Source organism: Geodermatophilus sp. SYSU D00710, from assembly GCF_054050195.1.
This window is the reverse complement of sequence record NZ_JBJGYX010000012.1, coordinates 12081-37510: the sequence shown is the minus strand read 5'-3', so window position 1 is coordinate 37510 and position 25430 is coordinate 12081. Positions and strand designations below refer to the sequence as shown.

Here is a 25430-nt window from a genome sequence, read left to right as displayed (position 1 = left end):
ACTCACAGGTGGACGACGTGGCCGGTCCGGGGGTCGCCGCCGCCGCGGAGCACCTCCAGCCAGACGTCGCGCAGGCCGTCCGGCCCTGCGGACTCCCGGACGTCGACCCAGCCGGCGACGGCGGGGGTGAACCGCCGCCACGCCTCGCCGAACCGCTCGGCGAACCCGGTCCGTCCCCAGTCCGCGACGCGGGCGGCCATCCGGTCGGGCGCGAAGAACACCACCGGGCGCGGGCCGGGGAGCGCGCCCGGCGGGCTGGTGTCCTGGTGGGTCACGCCGACCACCAGGTCCAGGACCAGGTCGGCCCGCAGGTGCTCGTGCAGCGCCCGCCGCAGCGGCGTGCTCCCGGCGAGGTCGACGTAGGCGGTCGGCGCGGCGTCCAGCCCGCCGACGTCGTCGTAGGACAGCACGCGGTCGTAGCAGCCCAGTGAGGTCGTGAACGCCACGTTGGCCGGGCCGGTCAGGCCGACGACCTCCGCCTTGCCGCCGTGCAGCAGGAACGCCGTGCCGTAGGCCGTCTTGCTCGACGCCGACGACAGCACGACCACGTCGGCGGACTGCCCGGCGAGCTGGTCGGCGAGCAGGAACGAGGTGAGGAACAGCGGCCGGAACAGCACCTGCAGGTCCTCCCGCCCGGGCTCGTAGGCGGGGTCGCCGGTGGTCAGCGCGTAGGCGTTGTAGACCGCCGGCAGCCCTGCCCGGTGCGGGCTCCCGTCGCGGAAGCCGTGCGGGCCGGCCCGCTCCGGGCGCACGAGCAGGTGGCTGGCCGGGGGCAGGTAGCCGTAGACCCGCTGCCCGGCCTCGACGCCGTCGGCGCGGGAGGCCAGGACCTCGGCGAACCCCCACAGCGGCACCCGGCCCGCGCCGTCGGCGGCCGGGAAGAACTCCCAGTAGCGGAGGGTGTCGCCGAGCACCGCGTAGGTGACGTTGTTGGCGGTCAGCCCGACGCGGTCGACCCGCAGCACCGCCTCGCCGTCGGCGGGCTCGGGCACGTCGGTCCCGACGATCGAGGTGCGGGTGAGGTCGTCGCGGGCGACCTCGAGGGCCCAGCCGGCAGGAGTCACCCCGTCACCGTGCCGGTGGAGGCGACGGGGGTCAACGCCGCGCGGTCACTCCCCGGAGCGGGCGCGCAGCGCCTCGACCTCGGCGCGCAGGGCGCCGGCCTCGGCGGTCAGGGCGCCGACCCGCTCGCGGGCGTCGCGCGCGCCGGCCTCGGCGGCGGCCGCCCGGCGCTCGGCGTCCCCGGCCCGCTGGGTGGCCAGCGCCGCGGCGGTGAGCGCCTCCTGCCGCTCGCGCTCGGCCGCCGCCGCGCGGTCGGTCGCCTCGCCGGCCCGGCTGCGGGCGTCCTGCTCGGCGCGGCGGGCCGCGTCCCGGTCGCGCACGGCGCCGCGGGTCTCCTCGCGGGCGGCGGCCGCCTCGGCCCGCGCGCCGTCCCGCGCCGCGAGGGCCGCGTCCCGCTCGTCGGTGCGGGTCTGCACGGTCGCGGTGAGCGTGGCCTCGGTGACGCTCCACCGGGCGCGGGCCTCGACGAGGGCGTCGTGCTCGCGGGCGGCGTCCGCGCGGGCCCGCCGCGCGGCGTCGCGCGCCTCCCCGGCGTCGCGCTCGGCCGCCCGTCGGCGCTCCTCGGCGTCGCGGGCCCGCTCGGCGGCGGCGGTCTCCGCCTGCCGGGCCAGGTCGCGGGCCGACTCCGCCTCCTCGCGGGCTCGCTCGGCGGCCCGGTGCGCCTCCTCGGCGGCCGCGGTGCGCCGGCCGACCTCGGCCCGGGCCTCGGCGACCTGCTCGTCGGCGGCGGTGCGGGTCGCGGCGGCGTCCTGCTCGGCCGCCCGGCGGGCGGCCTCGGCCTCGGCGCGCAGCCGCCCGGCCAGCCGGGCCTCCTCCTCGGCGCGCAGCTGGGCGGCGTGCGCGGCGTCGACGTCGGAGCGGGCCTGGGCCAGCCGCGCCTCCACGGCCGCCTCGTCGCGGTACTCCTCGAGCGCCTCCAGGGCGGCGGTGAGCAGGGCCGCCTGCGTGTCGGCCGCGGCCGCCGCCTCCCGCGCCGCCACCACCCACCGGCCCACCAGCTGCCGCACCCGGCCCTCGGGGGGCAGGTCGCCGGCCGGCGCCACCGCGGCGGCGACGGGCCGGGGGGAGCGCTGCGCCGCCACGCGCGCCCGCCGGGCGGTCTCGGGGTTGTGGTCCGCGCGCTCGCAGAACCGCGGTGACGGTCCGCTGCGCCCGGCCACCCGGGGCCGCGGCGGGGCGGGGCAGCCGGGGAAGGCGCACGTGGTCGTGCCGCGGTCGGGCTCTCCGTCGCCGCTCGGCTCCGTCATGCGTGGCGAGGATAGTCGGATGGGCGGCCCACCCATCCTACCTTCCATCGTTTCCTCTAGGGCCGGCGCGTTTCACTTCCGAGAAGCACCTATTCTGTGAAGCGATCCGCTCGGGGGAGGACGCGGATGACCAAGCCAGATGAGCCGGGGGAGGGGGCCGTCGTCGCGTCACCGCTGGGTGACGGCGGGCTGCTGCTGCCCGGCGACCTGACCTCCGTAGGCTCCTACGTCGCCGCGGCGCAGGCCGGCTCCACCCGGGACGCCTACGCCCGCGACGTGCGCGCCTGGGCGGCCTGGTGCGCCGACCGGTCACTGCCCAGCGCCCTGCCCGCCGACCCGCTCCTCGTCGCCGCCTGGCTCGCCGCGATGGCCGACGACGGCCGCAGCCCCGGCTACGTCTCCCGCCGCCTGTCGGCGCTCAACGACGCCCACCGCACGGCCGGGCACCCCGCCCCCGGGGACAGCGAGGGGGTCCGCCGGACCCTCGCCGGCATCCGCCGCACCGCGGTGCGCGCCGGCCACCGGCCCCGGCGAGCCCGCGCGCTGGACACCGCGACCGTGCGGGCGCTGGTCGAGGACCTGCCGGAGACCCTCGCCGGGCTGCGCGACCGTGCCCTGATCCTGGTCGGCTTCGCGCTGGGGCTGCGGGCCTCGGACCTGTGCGCCCTGCGGATCGAGGACCTCACCCCGGCCGGGCACGGCGGCCTCGACGTCCTCCTGCGGTTCTCCAAGACCGACCAGGACGGCGCCGGGGAGGTCCTCGCCCTGGCCGAGGGCGTCCGCGAGGTCACCTGCCCGGTGCGGGCGGTGCAGGCCTGGCGGGCCGCGCTGGCCGAGCGGGGCGTCACCACCGGCCCGCTGTTCCGGTCGGTGGGCAAGGGGCACAGCCAGCAGCTGGGGTCCACCGCGCTGACCACCCGCAGCGTCGACCTGGTGCTCGAGCGGGCCGCCCGGCGCGCCGGGGTCTCGGCCGAGGGCCTCTCGCCGCACTCGTTGCGGCGCGGCTTCGCCACCACGGCCTATGCCCAGGGCGTGTCCGAGAAGGAGATCAGCCGCACCGGGCGGTGGCGGTCGCTCGTGGTCCGCACCTACGACGCCTCCAGCCGCTGGGCCGACCCCGCGTCGGGCTCGCTGGGTCTCTGACCCGCCGGCCGGGCGGCGTTACACGAGGTGCGACCTGCGCAGCCAGGCGAAGGCCGCCCACCCGGGCAGGACCGGCAGCCAGAACGTGGCGAGCCGGTAGAGGAAGACGGCGGGGACGGCGACCGTGTGGTCCATCCCGGCGCCGACCAGCCCCGCCACGAGCGCGGCCTCCACGGCGCCCAGGCCGCCGGGCGTCGGGGCGGCCGCCGCGACGGCGGCGCCGGCGAGGTAGACCACGCCCACGGTGACCAGGCCAAGGTCCCCGCCGAGGGCCCGCGTCGACGCGTAGAGGCAGATCAGGTAGCCGAGCGTGGTCAGCGCCGAGCCGCCGAGCAACAGCGCGAGCCCGCCCGGGCTGCGCAGGACCGCGGCCACCCCGCGCGACGACCGGCGCAGCGGCGGCAGCAGGCGCCCGGCGACGCGCCGTCGGACGGCCGGCACGGCGGCCGCGACCACGGCCACGGCGAGCACCGCCAGCGCACCCCACAGCACGGCGGGCGACTCGACCGGCCCTAACGACGCCGACAGCGACCGGCCGGCCACGACCCCGAAGCCCACCAGCAGGACCACGTGGACGGCGGTCCCGGCCGCGTAGCTCAGACCGACCCCGGAGGTGGCCACCGCCAGGTCGACGCCGCTGCGCTGCAGGTACCGGACGGTGAGCGCCATCCCCCCGAGGCCGGCCGGGGCGAGGCGGCCGGCGAACGACGAGGCGAACTGGGCGGCGAGCAGGGGGACCGGCCGCAGCCGCGCGGGCACGGCCCCCGCGAGGGCGACCGCGGCGCCGGCGTAGGTCAGCACCGACGTCGCCGCGACCAGCGGTGCCCAGGCCCAGTCGGCGTCCCGGACCCGGGCGACCATGCCGGGCACGTCGCCGAGCTGCGGGACCAGCAGGTACGCCGCCAGGACCAGCACGGCGGCGAGGAGGACCGTCCTGGGCCGGATGCGCTCCAGGTCCGCCAGGGGCGGCTCCGGGACCCCGCACCGCCGGGCGACGGCGGCGCGGATCCGCCCGGCCAGCTGCCGGTCGTGCCGCAGCGCGTGCCGGGTGGCACCCCCGAGGGAGTCCGGCTGCAGCCGGGGCAGCGCCGCGGCGACCGCATCCGGCCCGAGCCGGGCGACGGCGCTGTCGACGGCGGGGTCGACCCCGGCCCGCAGTGCCAGGGCGACCAGCAGCTGGGCGACGTCGGCGTCCAGCAGTGCCGGTGCGGCGGCGACCTCGCTGAAGCCCCAGTCGATCAGCCAGGGCGTCCCCGACCGGTCGAGCAGGACGTTGGCCTGGCGCAGGTCGCGGTGGGCCACGCGGTGCCGGCTTAGGAGGGCCACCTGGTCCCACACGCCGTGCAGGACCGGCTCGGTCACGGCCGAGTCCGGCAGCCGGTCGAGCGTCGTGCCGTCGACCAGGTCGTGGGACAGCAGCCAGGAGTCACGCCCCACCGGGGCGATCGCGCGCAGGCGGGGCGTGCGCCCTCCGACGTCCCGGACGAACAGGGACACCAGCGCCTCGTGCTCGACCGTGCGCCGCAGCGAGGAGAACGGCCGCTCGTCGCCGACGTCCTTGAGCCGCAGGAACCGGTAGGCCCGGAACAGCAGGTCGGCGGCCCGGTTCTCGGCGCCCATGACCTTGGCGAACACCCGGTGCCCGTCCCGCAGGACGGCGGTCCAGGGGACCGAGCCGCGGGCGTCGACCACGGCCGGCTCGACGGCCACCGCGTCCAGGCCGCTGCCGGCCAGGGCGGCGGCCACGGCCGCACGGGTCGGCCGGGCGAGAGGGCGGCCGAACGCGAGGAGGGTGGCCGAGCCCGCGGCCGTGCCCAGCACGAGCGCCACGGCCAGCGTGGCCGGGGACGCCACCGGCACCAGCAGGTGCAGCAGGGTGGAGCACGCCAGGACCAGCGCCCCGGCGCGGCGCCACCGTTGGGACACGGAGGGCGCCAGCACCGCGAACGACGCCGCGACGACGGCCAGGCCGTCCACGCCCAGCGCACTGCCGAGCCCCCACGGCAGCTCCGCCCTGCGGGAGGGCCCGCCCGTGCCGGCGTCGTCGAGCAGCTCCTCCACCCCGCGCGCTGCGACCACCGCGACGGCACCGGCGACGAGCAGGTACCCGGCCAGGCGGGGGCGGCGCAGCAGCAGCGGCGCGGTCCAGGCCGCGACGACCGACGCCGCCACCAGCAGGGCGCAGACGCCGGCGAGGAACCGCTCGAGGACCGGTGCGGCCGAGGTCAGTCGCCCGGCCAGGGCCCCCTCCAGCGTCGCGGCCTCCGCCCGCGCCCAGCGGGCGAGCAGCACCAGCGGGACGGCGGCGAGGACCAGCACGCAGGTGCGCAGCAGGTCGCTGGGGGACCGGGCGTAGCCGGTGACCTCCTCCTGGGACCGGTCGACGCGCGTCCCCGCGTGCAGCCCCGGCGCCGGCGCGGCCGCCACGACCGGGGCGTCTGGCCGGCCCGCCGCCCCCCTCGTCTCTGTGTGCCCTGTCGGCTCCGTGCGCCCTGTCGTGTCCATGGGCTCCGCCCTCCGGGTCGCTGCGCACACCGTGGCCGTGCGCGGCGCCCTCGGGAAGGGGGCCGCTCCCGGTCTGGACGCCGTCCCGAGGGCTGAGCAGGATCCCTCCCGCGCCGGGTGCGCGGCCCGGCCGGACGACGGGAGCGGTGGTGGACGGTCTGGTCGGGGTCGACACCCTGGTGGCCGTGGCGGCCGTCGCGCTGGTGGCGCCGCTGGTCGTCGGGCTGTTCCCGCGTCTGCCCGTACCGCAGGTGGTGCTGCTGATCGCCGGCGGGGTGCTGATCGGACCCGACGTCCTGGGCCTGAGCACGCCGGACCAGGTGCAGGTGCTCGCCGACGTCGGCCTCGGCTTCGTCTTCCTCCTCGCCGGCTACGAGGTGGACCTGCGGCTCTTCCGCCAGGACGCCGGGCGGCGCGCCGTCGTCGCCTGGACCGTGTCGCTGCTCCTGGCGATCGGCGTGGTGGGCCTGCTGTCCGGCGCCGGGCTGGTGCGGGCCTTCCTGCCGGTGGCCCTCGGGCTGACCACCACCGCGCTGGGCACGCTGCTGCCGGTCCTGCGCGACAACGGGCTGCTCACCGGCCGGCTGGGCGGGTACCTGCTGGCCGCGGGCGGGGTCGGCGAGCTGTTCCCCGTCCTGGCGATCGCGGTGTTCCTGGGCACGCAGAACCGGTTCACCGCTCTGGCCTCGCTGGGGGTCGTCGCCGTCCTCGCGCTGCTGCTCGCCCTCGCCCGCCGGGTGGTCCGGGAGGGCGGCCGGCTCGCCACCGTCGTCGTGCTCGGCCAGCACGAGACCGCCCAGATCACGCTGCGCGCGACGATCCTGCTGCTGGTCGCGCTCATCGCCGTCACCGACCGCTTCCACCTCGACGCCGTGCTCGGGGCCTTCCTCGCCGGCGTCGTGCTCCGCCGCTGGGTGGGCACGTCCTCGCCGGTCCTGGAGTCCAAGCTCGACGCCGTCGGCTACGGGTTCTTCATCCCCGTCTTCTTCATCTACTCCGGCATGGCCCTCGACCTGGACTCGATCGCCGAGGCGCCGCTGCGGGTGCTGCTGTTCGCCGGCCTCATGCTCGCCGTGCGGGGGCTGCCCGCGCTGGTGGTCTACCGCGGCGTGCTCGGGCTGCGCGAGCGGGTGCAGACCGTGCTGGTGACGGCGACGGCGCTGCCGGTGCTGGTCGCGCTGACGGAGATCGGCCTGCGCAACGGCACGATGCTCCCGGTGAACGCCGCGGCCCTGGTGGGCGCCGGCGTGCTCACCGTCCTGGTGTTCCCCGCCGTCGCCGTCGCTCTCGGCCGGCCCGCGCGGACCGGTGGACCGGCAGCCGCTCCCGCCGGCGCCCCGCCGCCGTCCGCCGCAGGAACGGGTGCCGGCCCGGCTGGTGCGGTGCACGGCGACCGGTCGACTCCCCGCCGGCGTCGCGAGAAGGGCTCGTGGACCCGCCGACGCGGTGGCGGCGAGATCTAGCACCGGCCGCGCCCGGATCGGGCTCCGAGACTGCGGATGGTCGCGCCGGGGCACGTCCGGCCCGCACTCCTCTGCGACTCCGGTCAGTAGGGCGGTGGGGTGGTGGCGGCGGTGAGGCCGGACGGGGTGGTGACGGTGAGGGTGCCGTCGGGGGCGAGGACGTGTCGCCAGCCGGGGGCCTGGTGCTTGCCGCGGTGATGGCCGGTGCAGTAGCCGGTGAGGTTGGCCGCGGTGGTGGGTCCGGCCGGCCAGGGAACGCTGTGGTCGAGCTCGCCGCCGCGGGGCACGCGCCGGCGGCAGCCGGGGAAGCGGCAGCGGCGGTCGCGGGCCCGGACGTGCCGGTCCAGCGCCGCGCCGGGCCGGTAGCCGGGGCTGGCGGCGGGCGGGCCGAGGCCGGTGCCGGTGCGGGCGGCGCGGTGCAGGGCGGGCAGGTCGGTGAGGGCCAGCAGCGCACCGCCGGCCGCGTCGGTGAGCGCGAGCCGGGGCCGGTCGGTCAGCCCGCCCCCGCCGGTGGCACCCAGCAGCGCGGCGAGGTCGGCGCGGGCGGTGTCGGTGGCCGCGGCCAGCTGGGCGAGCACATCACCGGCGGCGGTGATCCGGCCGGCGGGACTCGCCGCCCAGGTGGCCTCGTCGGCGGCGTCGGCGCGCTGCGCGGTGGCCACCGTCCGGCGGGCGTGGCCGAGGGCGCGCTGCAGCCCGAGCAGCGCGGTGCTCGCCTGGTCGACGACGTGGTCGGCGCGCGCCCACCAGCCATCGCCGGGATCACCGCGGTGGGCGGAGGACCGCTCCGCGGCCGGTGGATCCGGCGGTGACTCCTCAGGCGGTGGGCCGTCCTGGTCGAGCCAGCGGAGCGGGACGGCGTCGGGCACCGTGTCGTCGGGATCGGGATCGAACTCGCCGGCCAGCACGCGGCGTTCCATCCGCGCCCACCAGGCCTCCAGCTCGGCCTGCTCGCGGGCCTCCCAGCCCAGGACGTCGTCCCCGCCGGAGGCCGGCTGCGGGTCGCTCACCTCGGCGCCCTCGGACGCCTCGCCATCGGCCGCGGTGTCGCCGGTGTCGGTGTCACTGGTGGTGGCGTCGGCCGCGGCGGCGGCCCGGTGACCGGTGAGGGCGGCCAGCAGCGCCCGGACCAGCTCGGCGGGCACCACCTGCCCGTCGACCTCACAGGCGGCGTCCCCGCCCAGCAGCGCCCCGACCGGGGCGACCACGGTGAGGGTGACCTGCACCGGTGGCAGCCCCGTCTCGCCGGGGCGGAGCACCAGGTCGAGCAGGCAGTCGGCCATCTTCTGCCCCCGGCTGCGGCCGTCGGCGGGCAGCGCGTCGGCACAGGCACCCAGCGCGGCGAGCAGGGCGGCGGCCTCGGGGGTGGTCAGCAGCGCCGACACCACGCTCATCCCCTCGACCCGGTCCGGACCGGCCGACACCCCACGCCGGCGCACCGCGCGGAGCAGGTCATCGGCCGCGGTGCGGGCGGTGCGCTTGAGCACCTCGCGGCGGACCTTGTCGCCCAGCTGCGCCGGCGTGGTGTGCCGCCCGGCCGCCCAGGCCAGCAGGTCGGCCTCGATCGCGGCGCGCAGCGCGTCGTCGGCGATCGGCGCGACCTTGTCCAGCAGCGGGCCCAGGTGCCCCACGTGCAGCGCCCCCGATTCCAGCGCGGTCAGCGTGCCCGGTAGCCGGTGCACCAGGATCAGCGACCGCTCCAGCAGCGCCTGCGCCGCCTGCGTGGACACCGCCAGCGCCACCGCCAGCTCGTCGGTGGCCCACTCACTCACCGGCCGCAGCACCTCGGCCCGCGCCGCCCACCGGTCGGCGGCCATCGCCCCCGGCGAGCCCGGCGGCCGATCGGCCGACGACGGCCGGGTCGCGGCGAACGCCGCCACCGCCCGGGCCCGCAGCGCGGTCTGCCGGGCGATCTCCCGGTCGGCGGCCTGCACCGCCCCCAGTGGCCCCGACGCCCATCCCACCCGGGGCTCGTCGACCGCCAGGACTCCTGCCACGGATTCGATCATACGTTCGAAGACGGGGTGGCGCAATACGAGCCGGTGGGAAAGACCAGGTCAGCGGCACGAGGAGCGAGCAGCGCTCGGTCCGGACGGGGCTCCACGCTGCCGACCGAGCCGTGCTCACGAGAGGGCACGGCGCCGCGACTGCCGCGGGTCGTGGACGAGCTCGAGGCAGAAGCCAGGCAGATCCGTCTCCGCGGCAGATCGGCAGGTGCCCGTCGACCCGGGACGCCGCGGACGACGGACCCCCGGGACGAGCCTCGTCAGCGGGCCGGTTGCCGTGCCGCCGACGGCACCCGGGGCGGGAACTGCCGGGGGTCCCGCCCGGCGGCGATGCGGGCGAGGGCCCGGAGCGCCGGCAGCGCACCCACCGGCTCGATCGCCGACGGGGAGGCGCCGGGGTGGTGGCCGGCGATGCGCACCCGGAGGGCGGCCGGCCGCGACCGGAAGACCAGGGGCGGCTCGAGCACGGCGGCCTCCCCGTCGATGCCCACCGGCACCGGCAGCGTCGCCTCGACGCGGAACTCGGGGGTCGACCACTGCCGCAGGGGGCGCCGCCGCGGCCCCGGCCGGCGGACGGGCGGGTCGACCACCGTCACCCCGAGGACGCCCTGGTCGACCGCCGGCCGGGTGCCCGCGCCGGCGGCGCCGCCGAGCCGGTACTGGTTGTTGCCGACCAGGATGACCGCCGCGCCGCGCATGGTGCGGCCGCCGGGGGTGGGCCAGGTCAGGTCCGCCGACCCGCCGTCCACGCCCAGCGAGCGGGGCATGGTGCCGAGCAGGGTCCGCACCTTCGCCGCCCGGTAGCCGTGGCTCTGCACCGCCTCCGCGTAGACCCCCAGCGAGACGTTGTTGACGAAGACCCGGCCGTTGACCTCGGCGAGGTCGACCACCCGCTCGTCCCCGTCGACGAGGGCGTCGAGCGCGCCCACGACGTCGGACCGGTCCACGCCGAGGTCGACGGCGAAGTGGTTGCGCGTCCCCGCCGGGATGCACGCGTAGGGCAGGCCGGCATCGGCGGCGAGCGCGGCCACCACCGCCTGCGAACCGTCACCGCCGGCCATGCCCACGGCGTCGGCACCCGCGTCGACCGCGCTCCGGACCAGGGCCGTGAGGTCCTCACCCGGCCCCAGCTCGAGCACCGTGATGCCCCGTTCCCGCGCGGCGTCGGCCAGGCCGGTCCGCGCCGCCCGGCCGTCCCCCGACCGGGGGTTGACCACGACGACCGGCTGCCGCGGGCGCTCGGCGGGCGGCAGGGCGACGGCGGGCCGGAAGGCCGAGCGGGCCGCCCCGTGCCAGACGACGGTGCCGAGCGCGAGCAGCAGCAGGGTGCTCCGGTAGCCCTCGTCGGCCAGCAGCAGGGCGCCGCCGGCCAGGGCGGCGCCGGCGACGGCGAGGCCGGCGACCCGCCCCCAGCCGCGGCGGAGCACCCCCTCCCACGCGCCCGCGGCGACCAGCGCGCCGCAGCCGAGCAGGAGCACCCCCCGGGGGAAGTCGTCCACTGCCGCCTGGACGAGCAGCAGCAGCACCCACACCGCCGCGGCGAGCGACGTGACGGCGGCGGTACGGCGCCAGTGCCGGCGCGGCGGGTGCCTCACCGGTCGGCCGCCACGAGCTCGCGCAGCTGCTCGGCCCGCTCGGCGGTCCACCCCGGGGGCTGCAGCACGCGCGCCCACGCGTCGACGTACTGGGTCCGGTAGACGTGCCCGTGCCCGTCGGGCACGTTGCCGGCGCCCGGGAGGTCGGCCGTCACCTGCCAGAACGTCACGAACGGGATCCACCGCACCGCGTCGACGACGTCGTCGCCGCGGTGTTCCTCCAGCCAGCTCGGGCGGGCGTAGAGCAGCTCGGGGGTCCACCACACGACGGGGTCGGACGGGTGCAGCAGGTAGAGCACTCGGGAGCCGTCCCACGGCTCGCCGGTGGGCGCGACCTCCTCGGCGGGGTCGTCGGTGAAGCGGACCGTGCGGCCGTCCCGGTACTCCGGCTCGATCTCGGGGGAGTCCTCGTCCCGATCGTCGACGAACTCCCGGTAGAGGAGGTTGAACTCCGGCGGGCCGGCGAAGACCGCCCCGCCGGTCCGGTTGCGCAGGTCGTACTCACCGCTGAACGCCGTCTCGGCGCCGTAGGACCCCAGGCTCTCGCCGGCCACGACCAGGCGCGGCCTGGCCTCCAGCGGCAGCCGCGACCACCGCTCGTACACCGCGTCGAAGAGCTCCCGGCCGGCCTCGCGGGCGCGGTCGCTGTCGACCAGGTAGGACAGGACCGACGGCAGGTAGGAGTACTGGATCGCCACCGCGGCGGTGTCCCCGCCGGCCAGGTACTCGAGCGAGTCCACCGCGCCCGGGTCGATCCAGCCCGACCCGGTCGTGGTGACGACGAGGAGGACCGCGCGGTCCAGCCCGCCGGCCCGGACCAGGTCGTCGACGGCGAGGCGGGCGCGCTGCTCCGCGGTCGGGGCCGAGTCGAGCCCGGCGTAGGCGCGGACCGGCGAGGCGGCCGGGGTTCCGGTGAAGGCGGCGACGTCGTCGGCCGACGGCCCGGACCCCACGAACGTCCGGCCCTCCCGGCCGAGGGACTCCCAGCTGACCAGCGACCCGGGCCCGCCCGAGCGCTCCGGTGTCCCGGGCCGGGTCACCCCCTCGTCGGTCCGGTCGTTGCGGAGGGAGAAGGCCCGGTCGGCGGCCGCGACCAGCCGGTCGACCACGACGCCGTTGAGCACGAGCACCACTCCGGTCAGGACGACGGCCCAGCCGAGCAGCCGGGCGGCCCGGGCGCCGATCCACCGGTCGAGCAGCCGGGCGGTCCACGTGCCGGCGTGCCGGACCGCCCGCGCGAGGGCGACGAGCACGACGAAGACCACGCCGGCGACCGCCGGCACGACGACCACCGACAGGGCACTGTCCGCGGGCGCGTCCATCAGCTCCCGGATGCGGGCCTGCCAGTAGCGGCCGTACACGGTGGCCGCGACGAACGAGACGAGCCCGACCCCGGCCAGGACCAGCCACGAGCGTGGGCGGGGGTGGCGCGCGTCCCGGTCGACGAGGGCGCGCCAGGCGGCGGCGGCCGCGACCCCGATGCCGTAGCCGAAGGCGGCGGTGATGCCGCTGATCAGGCCCTGGGTCAGCCCGGTCCGCGGCAGCAGCGACGGGGTGAGCGACAGGCAGAGGAAGACCAGGGCGCCCACCGCGCCGGGCAGCGTGTAGCGGAACGGCGGCCGGCGGGCCCGCCTGCGGACCCGGCGCCGCCCGTGCCGCGCGCCGCCGGCTCCGGTCCGGTCGCCGGGGTCCGCGGGGCGGTCGGCCTGCCCCCGCGGTTCCGGGACCGGCACCGGGAGCGTCTCGCGGGACTCCACGACCCGGCGCTCCCGGTCAGCGGCCGGCGGCGGCCCGGGGCCGCCGCACCACCGGGGCGGGGACGGACGGGCCGGTCGGCCGGTGCGGCCGGACGCGGGGCACGGTGCGGCACATGGCGGCCTCCGTCGGGCGGGGGAGAACGCGACCGAGGGTCCGCCGTCCCGCCCGGCCCCGACAAGGGGATCGGCCCCGCCTCACCCCTCGGGCTGCGCCGGGGCGCCGACCGGCGCGGGCCAGTGCCCGGTGGCCGCCGCGGCGTCGTGGGTCGAGGTGAGGAACCGCAGCAGGTGCGCGTCGGGGTCGGCCGCGGCCCGGACGTCGGCGTAGGGGAGCAGCCACTCGCCGAGGCCCGCGTCGTAGGTCGCCGGAGCCGGCTCGACGGCGGCCTCCCGGTACCCAAGGTGCTCGGGGTAGGCGTACGCGTAGAACGCTCCCTCGGCGGCGCCGCCGGGCCAGTAGCCGCAGCTGGAGACCTCCTCGCTGTAGGCCTCGACCATGACCCGGTCCGGGCAGTTCGGCACGCCGCCGGGGTGCCGCGGCGCGGCCCGGCCGGAGAAGCGGGTCGTGGCGAGGTCGAACGCGCCCCAGAAGAAGTGCACGGGGCTGGCCTTGCCGCGCCACCGGCCGCGGAAGACGCTCATCACCCGGTGGGCGCTCACCAGCGAGGTCCAGAACCGGTGGACGGCGGCGGCGTCGTAGCTGGCGTGCTCGTGGTCCTCGTCGAACGGGATCGCCTCGGGCAGCTCGACCGGCGTCCGGCCGATCGGCGCGTCCACGCCGAGCTCGCGCAGGTGGGCCCGGAACTCGGCGTGGAAGTCGGCCACGCTGCGCGGCTCGAGCGCCATCGCCCGGGTGGCCCCGTTCGTCGTGTGCACCAGCAGCCGGTGGTCGGTCAGGTCGAGGACCACCTCCAGCCCCAGCCCGCCGGGGTGCGGCACCAGCGAGGTGGTCAGCCCGCGGGCGGTCACGTACAGGGGCACCTGCCACCAGTGGTTGACCGCCGGCGCGAGGGCCAGCCGGACCTTGCCCACGACCTGTGTCCACAGGTGGAGGGTGTCGCGGGTGTCCTGCCAGGCGGCGACGGGCAGGGCCGGCCAGCCCTCGACCGCGGGTCCGGCGACGGGGGCGGGCGCGGTGGCGTCCATGCCCGGTCAGGACCGGTCGTCCCGGTCGCGGACCACGTGCACGGCCGCCTCCTCCGCGGAGGCGGCGGCCGAGTCGATGCCAGCGTCGACGGCGTACAGCTCGGGCTCCTCGTCGTCCCACTCGCCGTCGTCCTCGACCAGCCGGCCGGCCCGCCGCTCGCCCACCTCGTCGTCGAGCAGCTCCCCGTCGGTGTCGGTGGTGTCGCCGAGGCCGTCGCCCTCGACGCGCCCGGACTCCAGGCGGTCGGTGTCGGGCAGCTCGCGGGCCAGCCGGCCGCTCAGGCCCTCCCCGGCCGACTCCTCCCGCTCGGTCGTCCCCCACTCGTCGACCCCCCACGGCCGCTCAGCCGGGGACCACCCGGTGTCCAGGACGTCCTCGACGCCGTCGAGGTCCTCCAGGGTGTCCCTGGCGTCGAGGACGCCGGAGTCCTGCTCCGGGTCGGTGCCGTCGGGGTCGTACACCCCGTCGGTGCCGTAGCTGCCGGTCATGCCGGCCTCCTCCCGATCGCGCCGTGGTCGGCGCGAGCATCCGGCCCGGCATAGCCGTCCTGCATCGGTCATCTGACTGAGCGCGCACGCCCCGTCGCGGCGACGGAGGTCCACGGGCGTGTCGGGGGGCGGGGCCTCCCGGGGGCGCGAGGCGGTTGTCCGGCGTGCGACTGACGAGAGACCCTCTCGCCGCCACGGGGTCAGCGAGCCGGGCGCCTCCCCTCCACCGGGTCGGGTCGGCGGCTCCGAGCCGAAGGGGACACGGTGGACGACGGCGACTCGGGATCCCCGGCCGGCGGACTGGTCGGCCGGTCCGGGGAGGTCGCCCTGCTGACCGCGTTCCGGGAGCGGGCGGCCCGGTCGGGTGCCGCCCTGGTGCTCACCGGCGACCCCGGCATCGGCAAGACCGCCCTGCTCGACGGCGCCGCGCGGGCCGCCGCCGCCTCCGGGACGCGGGTGCTGTCCGCGGCGGGCGCGGAGTCCGAGGCGGAGGTGGGCTTCGCCGGCCTCAGCCAGCTCCTGGTGCCGGTGCTCGACGAGGGCACCGCCCTGTCCGAGCTGCACCGCGACGCCCTCGCCACCAGTCTCGGCTACCGGCCCGGCCCGGCCGCCGACCGCCTGGTGGTCTCCACCGCGGTCCTCATCCTGCTGCGCGCGGTCGCCGCCGGCGGGCCGGTGCTGGTGGTGGTCGACGACCTGCAGTGGCTCGACGGGGACAGCGCCCGGGTGCTGGGGTTCGTGGCCCGCCGGCTGCCCGGCGCCCGCATCGGCCTGCTCGCCGCCTCCCGGCCGGACGGTGACCTCCCGTCCCCGCTGTCGGGCCTGCCCGGGCACCGGGTGCGGCCGCTCGCGGACGGGCCGGCCGAGGACCTGGTGACCGGCCGGCACCCGGGCACGGCCCCCCGGGTCCGCCGGCGGGTCGTGGCCGCCGCGCAGGGCAACCCCCTCGCCCTCCTCGAGCTGCCGGCCGCGCTCAGCCACCGGCAACGGGCGGGCCTCGACGCGCTGCCCTCCTTCCTCCCGCTCGGCTCCCGGCTGCGGGCGCTGTTCGCCGACCGGGTGGGCGACCTGCCGCCGGCCACCCGGCGCCTGCTGCTGCTCGCCGCCCTCGACGGGACCGGCGACCTCGGGGTCCTCGGCGCGGCGTCCCCCGGCGAGGACTGGCTCGACGTCCTGGCGCCGGCCGAGCAGGCGCGGCTGCTGCACGTCGACGTCGACACCCAGCGGGTCTCCCTGCGGCACCCGCTGGTCGCCTCCGCGGCGGTCGGGCTCGCGACCACCGCCGAGCGCCACCGCGCCCACCTCGCGCTCGCCGAGGTCCTCACCGACCAGCCCGACCGCCGGGCCTGGCACCTGGCCGAGGCGGCCGTCGGCTCGGACGGCCAGGCGGCGGACCTGCTCGACGAGGCCGCGCACCGCGCCCTGCGCTCCGGCCACGGCGCGCGGGCGGTGACCGCGCTGCTGCGGGCCGCCGACCTCAGCCCGCGTGGCCCCGACCGGGCCCGCCGGCTGGCCCGCGCCGCCTACCTGGGCGCGGACGTGGCCGGCGAGCTGCGCGACGTCCCGCACCTGCTGCTGCGGGCCCGGCAGGCCGACCCCGACGGCGGGGCGACGCTGCAGACGGCGACGGCCGCGGCCTACCACCTCTCCATCGGCAACGGCGACGTCGACAGCGCCCACCGCGGGCTGGTCCGCGCGATCGACGCCGCCCTGCGGGGTCCGGCCGGCGGCGGCGACCTGCACGAGGCGCTGTACAGCCTGCTGGTCGTCTGCCACTTCAGCGGCCGGCCCGAGCGGTGGCAGGCCCTCGACGCGGTGGCCGCCCGGTTGGGGCACCGGCTCGGCCCGGTCCTGTCGGTGTCCCGGTCCACCTTCGGCGCCCCCGCCCGGGCCACCGCCGCGGACCTGGCGCGGCTCGACGAGGTCCTCGCCGGCATCGACGCGGAGCAGGACCCCGCGCAGATCGTGCGGATCGCGGTGGCGGGCTTCTACCTCGACCGGCTCGAGGACTGCCGGCAGGCGCTGTGGCGGGTGGTGTGGGACGGGCGCGAGGGCGGCGCGGTCGCCTCCGCGGTCAACGCACTGGTCCTGCTGTGCCAGGACGCCTACGGCGCGGGACGGTGGGAGGAGGCCCGGCGGACGGCCGAGGAGGCCGTCGCGCTCGGCGAGACCCTGGGCTACCGGCTGCTGAGCCTGCCCGCCACCTGCTGCCTGGCCCTGCTGGCGGCGGCCGAGGGCGACGGCGCGACGGCCCGCACGCTGGCCGGGCGGGTCGTGGCCTGGGCCGGGCCCCGCGGGGTGCGCGCGGTGGAGCACCTGGCCCACCGCGCCCGCGCCCTGGCGGCCCTCGGCGAGGGCGACGTCGAGGAGGCGTACCGGCAGGCCGCGACCGTCAGCCCGCCGGGCGTGGTGGCGCCGCACGTCCCGGTGGCCCTGTGGATGCCGCTGGAGCTGGTCGAGGCCGCCGTCCGCACCGGCCGGCGCGACGAGGCCGCCGCGCACGTGGCGGCGCTGCGGGAGCTCGAGGTCGTCCGGCTGCGCCCGCGGCTGGCCCTGCTGGCGGCCGGGTCGGACGCGCTCGCCGCCCCGGCCGACCGCGCCGCCGCGTCCTTCGAGGAGGCGCTCGCGGTGCCCGGTGCCGACGCGCACCCCTTCGAGCACGCCCGCGTGCGGCTGGCCTACGGCGAGCACCTGCGCCGGGAGCGGGCGACCGGCGCCGCCCGGCTGCACCTGGCTGCCGCGCAGGAGGCGTTCACCCGGCTCGGCGCCCGTCCGTGGGCCGCCCGGGCCGAGCACGAGCTGCGTGCGACGGGGGTGTCCCGGTCGCCGGCGGGCCGGACCGCCCCGGTGGAGCTCACCCCCCAGGAGCACGAGATCTCGCTGCTGGCGGCGTCGGGCCTGACCAACAAGCAGATCGGCGCGCAGCTCTACCTGTCCCCGCGGACGGTGAGCGCGCACCTCTACCGGGTCTTCCCCAAGCTCGGCATCTCCTCGCGGGCGGCGCTGCGCGACGCGCTGGCCCGCGTCCCGCAGCCGGCGGCCGGGCCGGGCGGCGGCTGACCCGCGGGTCACCAGCCGTCGCCGCACCCCGCATCCGCCAGCACCCGGCGCACCAGCGCGAACGCCGTCCCGGTGGCCGTGGGCAGGTGGTCGCCGCACCCGCTCCGCCACGACCGCACCGCCAGGCGGAGCACCACCAGGCCGACGGCCGCCTCGGCGAGCGCGGTGTCGTCGGGCTCGGCCAGACCCCGCAGCCCCGCCAGGCCCTGCGCGAGCCGGGTCTCGACGTCGCGCTGGACGGCCAGCGTGTGGCGCATCAGGCCCTCGTGGCCGAGGACGATGCGGTCGCGCAGCGCCAGTGACGGCAGCTGCGACTGCAGGTGGTCGGCGAAGCCCTGCAGGACCGCCAGCAGCTGCCCGGGACCCGCGGCCCGCCCGCGCACGGACGCGACGGCGGCGTCCAGGGCCACCTCGAAGCCCGTCTCGTAGGCGAAGACGACCTCCTCCTTGGTGCGGAAGTGCCGGTAGAAGGTCGCCGGGGCGACCTGCGCCTCGCGGCAGACGTCCTCGACGGTCACCCGGTCGAAGCCGCGCTCGGCGAACAGCCGCAGCGCCGTCCGCTCCAGCCGCCCGCGGGTCTCCCGGCGCTTGCGGTCACGCAGCGATTCGGTGGCACGCACGGCGGGCTCCCGGGGCGGGTGGTCGGGCGCGGGCGACGACACGGGGATCCTGCCCTGGTCAGGGCGCCCGGGGGACCCCACCGGGCCCCGCGGCAGTCGCATGACCGATGCCCCGGCCACGGCGGGCGGCCACGGTGGGCGCCGAGGGACGCCGAGCCGGGGGTCGACGACGGAGGGACCGGGGATGCCGACCTACCGGATGGTCTACGGCGACGGCGAGCAGGTCGTGCGCGAGACCTTCGAGGGCGTGACCGTCGAGCGCGAGGACGGCTGGACCGTGCTGTTCCGCGGCAACTCGGCGATCCTGCGGGTGCAGGACGCGCACGTGCAGTCCCTCGAGCGGGTCGAGCCGCAGCCCGGCTGAGGCACCGGGGCGCGGCCCGGCCCCGAGTCACATGACCGATGCCCGCGCTCCGCCGGACCGCGCAGACTCGCACGACCTCCACCGTGCCCCGACCGACCGCACGGAGTTCCGATGTCCTCTCCAGCGCCACCCGCGGGAGCAGCTCGCGGGGACGGGTTCGACGGCTTCGCGCAGGCCCGCCTCCCGGTGGGGGAGGTGACGCTCCGGGTCCGGTCGGGCGGCTCGGGACCGCCCCTGCTGCTCCTGCACGGCTATCCGGAGACGCACCTGATGTGGGGCGGCATCGCCGGCGCGCTGGCCGAGCGGTTCACGGTCGTGGCGCCCGACCTCCGCGGCTACGGGGACAGCTCCCGCCCCCGGACCGTCCCCGGACACGAGACCCTCGGCAAGCGGGCGATGGCCGACGACGGCGTGCGCCTGATGCGGCAGCTCGGCTTCGACCGCTTCGACGTCGTCGGGCACGACCGGGGCGGCCGGGCGGCCTACCGCATGGCGCTCGACTCCCCGGACGCGGTGCGCCGGGTGACCGTCATGGACGTCGTCCCCACCGCCGAGGTGTGGGCGCGCGCCGACGCGCGGATGGCGCTCGGCTACTGGCACTGGGCCTTCCTCGCCCTGCCCGAGCCGATCCCCGAGCGGCTGATCACGCCGGATCCGGAGTTCTTCTTCTTCGACGCCGAGTTCGGCGGCGCCATCCGCGGGTTCGCCGCGGAGGCGGTGGCCGACTACGCCCGCTGCGTGCGGGACCCCGCCGTGGTGCACGCCATCTGCGAGGACTACCGGGCCGGTGCCACCTGCGACCGCGCCGACGACGAGGCCGACCGGGCCGCCGGGCGGCGGATCACCTGCCCGCTGCAGGTGCTGTGGGCCGGCCGGGGTGCCCTCGCGTCCTGGTACGACACGCTGGCGGTCTGGCGGGAGTGGGCCGACGACGTCACCGGCGAGGCGCTCGACAGCGGTCACTTCATGGCGGAGGAGCGGCCGGCGGAGACGCTGGCGGCGATCCTCCGCTTCCACGGCGACGGCCGGGCGGAGGAGCCGCTGCAGGCGACCGGCGCCGTCCCCGGGACCCGGACGTGAGGACACCCGGACCGGCCGGTCCGGGAGAGGGAGGTCGTGCGATGAGCGAACCGACGGACGAGCCCGACCGCCGGCTGGACGGCAACGCGGCGGCCGGCGTGCTGACCGAGATGATGACCATGGACCCCACCACCGCGATGGTCACCTGCGCGCACTGCGGCAGCCGGGCGGCGCTGGGCGCCCACCTGGTCTACGCCGACACCCCCGCCATGGTGGTCCGCTGCCCGGGCTGCATGCAGGTGGTCATGCGCTGCGCGTCCGACGACGGTGGCCGCCGTCTGGAGATGAGCGGCGTGCGGCTGCTGTCGGCCCCGCCCGGCGGCTGACCCCCGCGCCCCGGGGGCGGTGCCCGGACGGTCAGGCCGTGCCGGGCACCGCCGGCGTGCCCGCCGCCAGGGAGACGCGACACAGGTCGAGGGTGTCCACGATGCCGACCAGCTTCCCGCCGTCGAGCACCAGCAGGTGCTGCATCCGGTGGTCGACCATCGCGCGGACGGCGTCGTCGACGGGGGTGTCCGACGTGACCGTGACCGGGGGGCCGGACACCACGTCGCTGACCCGCACCTGCTCCGGGTCCCGGCCGTCGGCCACCGCCTGGCTCACGTCCGCGTCGGTGACGATCCCGATCGGGACGGCGGCGTCGTCGGCCCGGGTGACGACGAGCGCGGTGTCGCCCGACCGCTTCATCAGGTAGGCGGCCGCGGCCAGGTGCGCCCGCTGCTCGACCGTCGTGACCGGCGGGCGCATCGCGGCCCCCACGGTGGGGGCGGCTGTGGGCGGCATGGCTCTCCTCGTGGCGTCGGGGACGGTCACTCCGGGCCCGGGGTGCCACCGAAGCGCTCGAGCCGGATGCTCGACGGCTCGTGGCCGAGGTCGACCAGCGTGGCGGCGACGGTCTCGACGAACACGGTGGGACCGCACACGAACACCCGCGGCCGCTCGGCGGGCGGGTAGGTCCGCTCGCGCAGCAGGGGGGCGTCGATGCGGCCGGTGGGGCCCGGCCAGTCGGCCGGCGCGCCGCGGGTGAGGGTGACCGTCGCCTCGGGCCCGAGCAGGCCGGTGCCCAGGACGTCGTCGGCGGTGCGGGCGGAGTACAGCAGCCGGACGGGGGTGGGGCTGCCAGCCCGGCGGGCGTGGTCGAGCATCGCGAGGAACGGCGAGACCCCGGCACCGCCGGCGACGAGCTGCACCGGGCGACGGCGCTCCGCCGGCGTGGCGCGGTCGGCGTCCGCGGACCAGACGAAGTAGCCGCCGATCGGGCCGCGGAGCTCCAGGGCGTCCCCGGACTGCATCTCGGCGGTGAGGTAGGGCGACACCTCACCGCCCTCGAGGTTCTCGACGAGCAGGTGCAGCTGCGGGTCCTCGGGCGGGGAGGCGATCGAGTAGCTGCGCTGGGCGCGGTAGCCGTCCTCGGCCGTCAGCCGCACGTCCACGTGCTGACCGGGCAGGTGCCCGGTCCAGCCGTCCACGTCGAACACCAGCCGCCGGACCCGGGTGCTCTCGGACCGGCTGTCGGCGAGCCTGGCCTGCAGCCAGGTCAGTCGCCGCTGTACCGCTGCTCGAGCCACGGGTCACCGCGGTCGTGGTAGCCGAAGGTCTCCCAGAAGCCGGGCTCGTTCACCCGGGTCAGCGTCAGCCCGCGGACCCACTTGGCGCTCTTCCAGAAGTACAGGTGGGGGACCAGCAGCCGCGCCGGGCCGCCGTGTTCGGGGGCGAGGGGCTCGCCGTTGTAGGTGTCGACCACCCAGGCCCGGCCGCCGGTCACGTCGTCGAGGGGCAGGTTGGTGGTGTACCCGCCGTCGCAGAACGCGACGAGGTAGGACGCGCGGGCGCCGGCGTCGGCCAGCAGGGTGTCGACCGCGACGCCCTCCCAGCGAGTGTCGAACTTCGACCACTTGGTGACGCAGTGGATGTCGACCGAGATCGCCTCGCGTGGCAGCGCCCGGAACTCCTCCCAGGTCCAGGTGTGCGGGGTCTCCACCTCGCCCCGCACGGAGAAGTCCCACCGCGCCACCGGCGTCCGCGGCGTCGGGCCGGCCGACAGCACCGGGAACCGGCTGCCGGTGTCGTACTGGCCGGGTGGCAGGCGGTCGTCCGTGGTGGCCGACCGCCTGCGGCCGAACCCCCGGGACACCAGTGACATGGCAGCCCCCTCTCGTCCGGGGTCCCACCCTGGACGGCACCGGGCGGGACAGCATCGGTCAGATGACCGTCACGCGCGGGCCGCGCCGCGCAGCTCGAGCAGGGCGTGCAGGAACGCCTCGGAGAAGGTCGGGAACGGCTGGATCACGTCCTCGAGCACCTCCAGCGGCACGCGGGCCCGGATGGCGAGGGTGGCCTGCTGCAGCCACTCGCCGGAGCCGGGGCCCAGGGCGTACGCCCCGGTCAGGTGTGTGCCGTCGGAGACGAGGGTGAGGAAGCCGGGCTCGGTGTCGTAGGAGCGGGTGTAGGTCGCCGTCCGCGCCACCTGCGACAGCGGCACGGTGGCCGTGACCGGGCCGTCGGCGTCCCCGACGGCGGCGGCCTCGGGGTCGGTGTAGGTCACCCGGGGGACGGCGGAGTAGTCCACGGCGCGCGGCCGGCCGAGGATGTTCGACGCCACCACGCGCGCCTGGTACTTGCCGACGTGGGTCAGCGGCCAGGGGGTCATCACGTCGCCGACGGCCCACAGCCCCTCGCGCGCGCACAGCCGGGCGTCGAGGCGGAGCTCCTCGAGGCCGACGGTCTCCAGGCCGATGTCGTGCACCCGGGGACGGCGGCCGGTGGCCACGAGCAGCCGGTCGCCGCGCAGCGGCTGTCCGTCGGGGAACTCGAGCACGAACTCGCCGTCCTCGTACCGGGCCGCCGACGCCATCCGGCCCAGGTGCAGGCCCACGCCCTCGGCCGCCAGCGCCGTGCCCAGCGCGGTCCCCAGCGCCCGGGGCTCGCGGGCGAGCAGGTGGTCCATGCCCTCGACGATCGACGCCGAGCCGCCCAGCCGGGTCACCGCCTGCGCCATCTCCACGCCGACCGGGCCGCCGCCGAGGACCAGCAGGTGCCGGGGGACCTCGGTCATGCTCGTCGCCTCGCGGCTGGTCCAGAAGTCGGGCAGCTCACGCAGGCCGGGGACGGGGGGCACGAAGGGGTCCGAGCCGGTGGCCACCACGACGTGCCGGGCGGTGTGGACGGTCCCGTCGACCTGCACCCGGCCGTGGCCGGCGAGGCGGCCGTGGCCGCGGATGACGTCGATGCCCTCGCCCTCGGCCCACTTCACGGCGCCGGCGTCGTCGTAGTCGCTGACCATGAAGTCCCGCCAGCCGAAGGCCGCCGCGGTGTCCACCGGGCCGGTCACCGCCTGCGCCGCGCCGGGTGCCCGCCGGGCCGCGGCCACCGCCTCGCCGGGCCGCAGCAGGGTCTTCGACGGGATGCACGCCCAGTAGGAGCACTCCCCGCCGAGCCGCTCGCGTTCCACGATCGCGACCCGCAGGCCGCCGTCGGCGAGGCGCGCGGCGCAGTGCTCACCGGGAGCCCCGCCGCCCAGCACGATGACGTCGTAGTCCATGACCGCTCCTCGGGTGTCGTCGCTGCGGGTGGGGGAGACCGACGGGTCACCGTCGGCCGGCCGTCTGGGCGGGCACCGGCCGCACCGTCGAGGGGACCGGCATCGGCGCGGGCGCGGGCATCGGCGCGGGGGTGGGCCGGTCGGAGACGAACAGCGCGGTGACGGCGGCGGCCGCGAGGGCCAGCCCGGTCATCACGAGCATGGCCGGCCGGTAGCCGTCGGCCAGCGCCGGTCCGAGCTCGCCGTCGCCGGTGCCGACCAGGACGGGCACGAGGGCGACCAGCAGCAGCGCGCCCACCCGCGCCGCTGCGTCGTTGACCGCGGAGGCCTCGCCGAGGTCGTCGTCGCTCACGGCGGCGAGCACGGCCGAGGTCAGCGGGGCCACCGTGAGTGCCAGGCCCACGCCCCACAGCAGGGCGCCGGGGAGGAGGCCCTCGACCCAGCGGTCGCCGGCGTCGACGGTCGAGAGCACGAGGAAGGAGCCGGCGATGACGAGGATGCCGGCGACCATCAGCCGGCGCGGCCCGACCCGGCCGACCAGCCCGCCGACGACCGGGGAGAGCACGAGGAAGACCGCGGCCTCCGGGACCAGCACGGCACCGGCCTCGGCGGCGCTGTAGCCGAGCTGGAGCTGCACCTGCAGGACCAGCAGGTACGCGGCCGCGGCGAGCGCGCCGTAGAGCAGCACCGTGGCGACGTTGATGGCGTCGAACTGGCGGGAGGTGAACAGCGACAGGCGCAGCATCGGGCTGCGCTGCCGGCGCTCGACGGGCACCAGCGCCGCGAGGCACAGGACGCCGCCGATCCCGGTGAGCAGGACCCGCGGGCTCAGCCAGCCGGCCACCGGCCCGGCCATGAGGGCGAAGACGACGCCGCCGAACCCGGCGACCGACAGCACCGCGCCCGCGACGTCCAGCGACAGCGGCCGCCGGGCCCCGCCGGTCCCGGGGACGTGCCGCAGCACCCAGACCGCGGCGAGGACGAGCGGGACGTTGAGCAGGAACAGGTACCGCCAGGACGTGGTGTCGACCAGCCAGCCCCCGGCGTAGGGGCCCAGGGTCATGCCGAGGGTCGCCAGGCCCGCCCAGACGCCGATGCCCCGCGCGCGGTCGGCGACCAGGAGGGTCCCGTTGAGCAGGGCGAGGGCGCTGGGCACCACCAGGGCGGCGCCGGCGCCCTGGACCAGCCGGGCCGCGACCAGGGTGCCGGTGGTCGGGGCGACCGCGCACAGCACCGAGGCGACGAGCATCACGACGAGACCGGCGAGCAGCGCCCGTCGCCGGCCGAGGGCGTCGATCAGGGCGCCGGCGGGCAGCAGCAGCGCCGCGGCGGTCAGCAGGTAGCCGGCCACCACCCACTGCACGCCGGACACGCTCGCCCGCAGGTCGGCCTCGATGGCCGGCACCGCGACGTTGACGACGGCCGCGTCGAGGAAGGCGACCATCGACGCGAGCACGGTCGCGGCGACCAGCGCGGCGCCCGGCCCGCTGCGCAGCGCGACGAGCCCGCCGTGCGGCGGGCCGGCCGCCGTGCGGGTCGCGCCGTCGCCGGCGGGATCGTGCCGCCGGGGATCGCCGTCCACGGGATCGTCGTTCACGGGATCGCCGTCCACGGGGCCGCCTCCGGGCGCCGGTCAGTGCGGGGCGCCCTCGATGACGAGGGTGGCGTCGGCGACGGCCTCCTCGGCGGTGCGCCCCTGCCGGCGGGCCACGATGTAGCCGGCGTACCAGTCCGACCAGTGGTGCGGCGGCCCCACCGGCTCGTACTGCCCGTGGTGCTCCTCGGCCTCGCGCAGCAGGCCGGCCAGCGTCGGGACGTCCATCTCGTCCACGTCGTCCTCCTCGGTGTCGGTGTCGGTGTCGGTCTCGGTGTCCGTGGTCAGCGGCCGGGTAGGCGGGTGGTGAGCTCCTGCAGCACGTACCGGTTGCCGTCGGGGTCGGCGAAGGTGGCGTAGGACGCGTAGCTGCGGCGCTCGGGGTCGGGCCCGGGGGCGTGCGTGGTGGGGTCGCCGCGGACGGCCAGGCCCCCGCCGGCGTCGTGGAAGACCTCGCTGACGTCCGCGCCGTTCTCGATGAGCTCCGCACGGGCGGCCTCGATGTCGGTGACCGCGAGGAACATCCCGCCGCCCGCGCCGGGTGCCGTGGGGGGCAGGCCGATGCCGAAGTGGATCGAGCAGGGGGAGCCGGGCGGCGTCATCTGGATGATCCGGAAGCCCTCGTCGACGAGGAAGTCGGCGTCCTCCCGCCAGCCGAGGTCCTTGTAGAACTGCTTGGCCCGGTCGACGTCGGAGACGCCGATGACGACGGCCTCGAGCTTCATGTCCACGGGGTGCTCCCTCACGCTCGCCGGACC

At 77.7% G+C, this 25430-nt stretch carries 22 protein-coding genes; 6 read left to right on the top strand and 16 right to left on the bottom strand.

The features are described 5' to 3' along the window. Window positions 1-2: 2 nt before the first annotated feature. Complete coding sequence (locus tag ACI78U_RS07820; RefSeq protein WP_456874725.1) at window positions 3-1064, bottom strand: DUF2855 family protein; 1062 nt, start codon at window positions 1062-1064, stop codon at window positions 3-5. Between the two features lie 45 nt (window positions 1065-1109). Next, the gene (locus ACI78U_RS07815) at window positions 1110-2309 is read right to left on the bottom strand and encodes a hypothetical protein (RefSeq protein WP_456874724.1); all 1200 of its coding nucleotides are present in this window, start codon (window positions 2307-2309) and stop codon (window positions 1110-1112) included. Window positions 2310-2435: 126 nt separating this feature from the next. Between ACI78U_RS07815 and ACI78U_RS07810 the strand changes: the two genes are divergently transcribed. Continuing rightward, window positions 2436-3452, top strand: coding sequence for a site-specific integrase (locus ACI78U_RS07810; protein ID WP_456874723.1), 1017 nt, complete (start codon window positions 2436-2438; stop codon window positions 3450-3452). Window positions 3453-3470: 18 nt separating this feature from the next. Here the strand turns inward: ACI78U_RS07810 and ACI78U_RS07805 are convergent, their stop codons facing one another. Beyond that, the gene (locus tag ACI78U_RS07805; protein WP_456874722.1) at window positions 3471-5879 is read right to left on the bottom strand and encodes a lysylphosphatidylglycerol synthase domain-containing protein; all 2409 of its coding nucleotides are present in this window, start codon (window positions 5877-5879) and stop codon (window positions 3471-3473) included. 227 nt (window positions 5880-6106) lie between these two features. On the opposite strand from ACI78U_RS07805, the gene ACI78U_RS07800 reads away from it, so the two are divergent. After that, a complete protein-coding gene (locus tag ACI78U_RS07800) occupies window positions 6107-7420 on the top strand; it encodes a cation:proton antiporter (RefSeq protein WP_456874721.1) in 1314 nt (437 codons plus the stop codon). Between the two features lie 83 nt (window positions 7421-7503). Here ACI78U_RS07800 and ACI78U_RS07795 read toward each other — a convergent pair whose 3' ends face one another. The 5 genes from ACI78U_RS07795 to ACI78U_RS07775 form a co-directional block, all read right to left on the bottom strand. Further along, the gene (locus ACI78U_RS07795; protein WP_456874720.1) at window positions 7504-9417 is read right to left on the bottom strand and encodes a DUF222 domain-containing protein; all 1914 of its coding nucleotides are present in this window, start codon (window positions 9415-9417) and stop codon (window positions 7504-7506) included. Window positions 9418-9686: 269 nt separating this feature from the next. After that, on the bottom strand, window positions 9687-11021 hold the full coding sequence (locus ACI78U_RS07790) for a diacylglycerol/lipid kinase family protein (RefSeq protein WP_456874719.1): 1335 nt from the start codon (window positions 11019-11021) through the stop codon (window positions 9687-9689). After that, a complete protein-coding gene (locus ACI78U_RS07785) occupies window positions 11018-12778 on the bottom strand; it encodes an alpha/beta hydrolase (RefSeq protein ID WP_456874718.1) in 1761 nt (586 codons plus the stop codon). Before ACI78U_RS07785 ends, ACI78U_RS07790 begins: the two co-directional genes overlap by 4 nt. A gap of 195 nt (window positions 12779-12973) precedes the next feature. Next, the gene (locus ACI78U_RS07780; protein WP_456874717.1) at window positions 12974-13924 is read right to left on the bottom strand and encodes a DUF5996 family protein; all 951 of its coding nucleotides are present in this window, start codon (window positions 13922-13924) and stop codon (window positions 12974-12976) included. Between the two features lie 6 nt (window positions 13925-13930). Further along, window positions 13931-14413, bottom strand: a complete 483-nt coding sequence (locus ACI78U_RS07775; RefSeq protein WP_456874716.1) for a DUF5709 domain-containing protein — start codon at window positions 14411-14413, stop codon at window positions 13931-13933. Window positions 14414-14677: 264 nt separating this feature from the next. On the opposite strand from ACI78U_RS07775, the gene ACI78U_RS07770 reads away from it, so the two are divergent. Next, window positions 14678-17473: an AAA family ATPase gene (locus ACI78U_RS07770; RefSeq protein ID WP_456874715.1), complete on the top strand. Its 2796-nt coding sequence runs from the start codon at window positions 14678-14680 to the stop codon at window positions 17471-17473. Between the two features lie 8 nt (window positions 17474-17481). On the opposite strand, the gene ACI78U_RS07765 is transcribed toward ACI78U_RS07770, so the two are convergent. Further along, on the bottom strand, window positions 17482-18093 hold the full coding sequence (locus tag ACI78U_RS07765; RefSeq protein WP_456874714.1) for a TetR/AcrR family transcriptional regulator: 612 nt from the start codon (window positions 18091-18093) through the stop codon (window positions 17482-17484). Between the two features lie 184 nt (window positions 18094-18277). Here ACI78U_RS07765 and ACI78U_RS07760 point away from each other — a divergent pair, with 184 nt between their 5' ends. The 3 genes from ACI78U_RS07760 (at window position 18278) to ACI78U_RS07750 (ending at window position 19863) form a co-directional block, all read left to right on the top strand. After that, window positions 18278-18457, top strand: a complete 180-nt coding sequence (locus ACI78U_RS07760) for a hypothetical protein (RefSeq protein WP_456874713.1) — start codon at window positions 18278-18280, stop codon at window positions 18455-18457. Window positions 18458-18568: 111 nt separating this feature from the next. Further along, on the top strand, window positions 18569-19537 hold the full coding sequence (locus tag ACI78U_RS07755; protein ID WP_456874712.1) for an alpha/beta fold hydrolase: 969 nt from the start codon (window positions 18569-18571) through the stop codon (window positions 19535-19537). Between the two features lie 41 nt (window positions 19538-19578). Then, window positions 19579-19863 (top strand): DUF6510 family protein, encoded by a 285-nt coding sequence (locus ACI78U_RS07750; protein WP_456874711.1) that lies wholly within the window; start codon window positions 19579-19581, stop codon window positions 19861-19863. 31 nt (window positions 19864-19894) lie between these two features. On the opposite strand, the gene ACI78U_RS07745 is transcribed toward ACI78U_RS07750, so the two are convergent. The 7 genes from ACI78U_RS07745 to ACI78U_RS07715 all read right to left on the bottom strand — a co-directional run bounded on the left by ACI78U_RS07745 (window position 19895) and on the right by ACI78U_RS07715 (window position 25397). Beyond that, window positions 19895-20320 carry a CBS domain-containing protein gene (locus ACI78U_RS07745; RefSeq protein WP_456874710.1) on the bottom strand — a complete coding sequence of 142 codons (426 nt, stop codon included), beginning with the start codon at window positions 20318-20320 and terminating at the stop codon, window positions 19895-19897. Between the two features lie 26 nt (window positions 20321-20346). Then, window positions 20347-21105 carry an FAD-binding oxidoreductase gene (locus tag ACI78U_RS07740; protein ID WP_456874709.1) on the bottom strand — a complete coding sequence of 253 codons (759 nt, stop codon included), beginning with the start codon at window positions 21103-21105 and terminating at the stop codon, window positions 20347-20349. After that, window positions 21075-21680, bottom strand: coding sequence for a sulfite oxidase-like oxidoreductase (locus ACI78U_RS07735; protein ID WP_456874708.1), 606 nt, complete (start codon window positions 21678-21680; stop codon window positions 21075-21077). Before ACI78U_RS07735 ends, ACI78U_RS07740 begins: the two co-directional genes overlap by 31 nt. A gap of 69 nt (window positions 21681-21749) precedes the next feature. After that, window positions 21750-23078, bottom strand: coding sequence for a dihydrolipoyl dehydrogenase family protein (locus tag ACI78U_RS07730; RefSeq protein ID WP_456874707.1), 1329 nt, complete (start codon window positions 23076-23078; stop codon window positions 21750-21752). A 46-nt stretch (window positions 23079-23124) separates the two neighbouring features. Continuing rightward, complete coding sequence (locus tag ACI78U_RS07725; RefSeq protein WP_456874706.1) at window positions 23125-24675, bottom strand: MFS transporter; 1551 nt, start codon at window positions 24673-24675, stop codon at window positions 23125-23127. 36 nt (window positions 24676-24711) lie between these two features. Continuing rightward, entirely contained in the window at window positions 24712-24909 is a 198-nt protein-coding gene (locus tag ACI78U_RS07720; RefSeq protein WP_456874705.1) for a hypothetical protein, read from the bottom strand. Between the two features lie 47 nt (window positions 24910-24956). After that, entirely contained in the window at window positions 24957-25397 is a 441-nt protein-coding gene (locus ACI78U_RS07715) for a VOC family protein (RefSeq protein WP_456874799.1), read from the bottom strand. Between the last annotated feature and the right edge of the window lie 33 nt (window positions 25398-25430).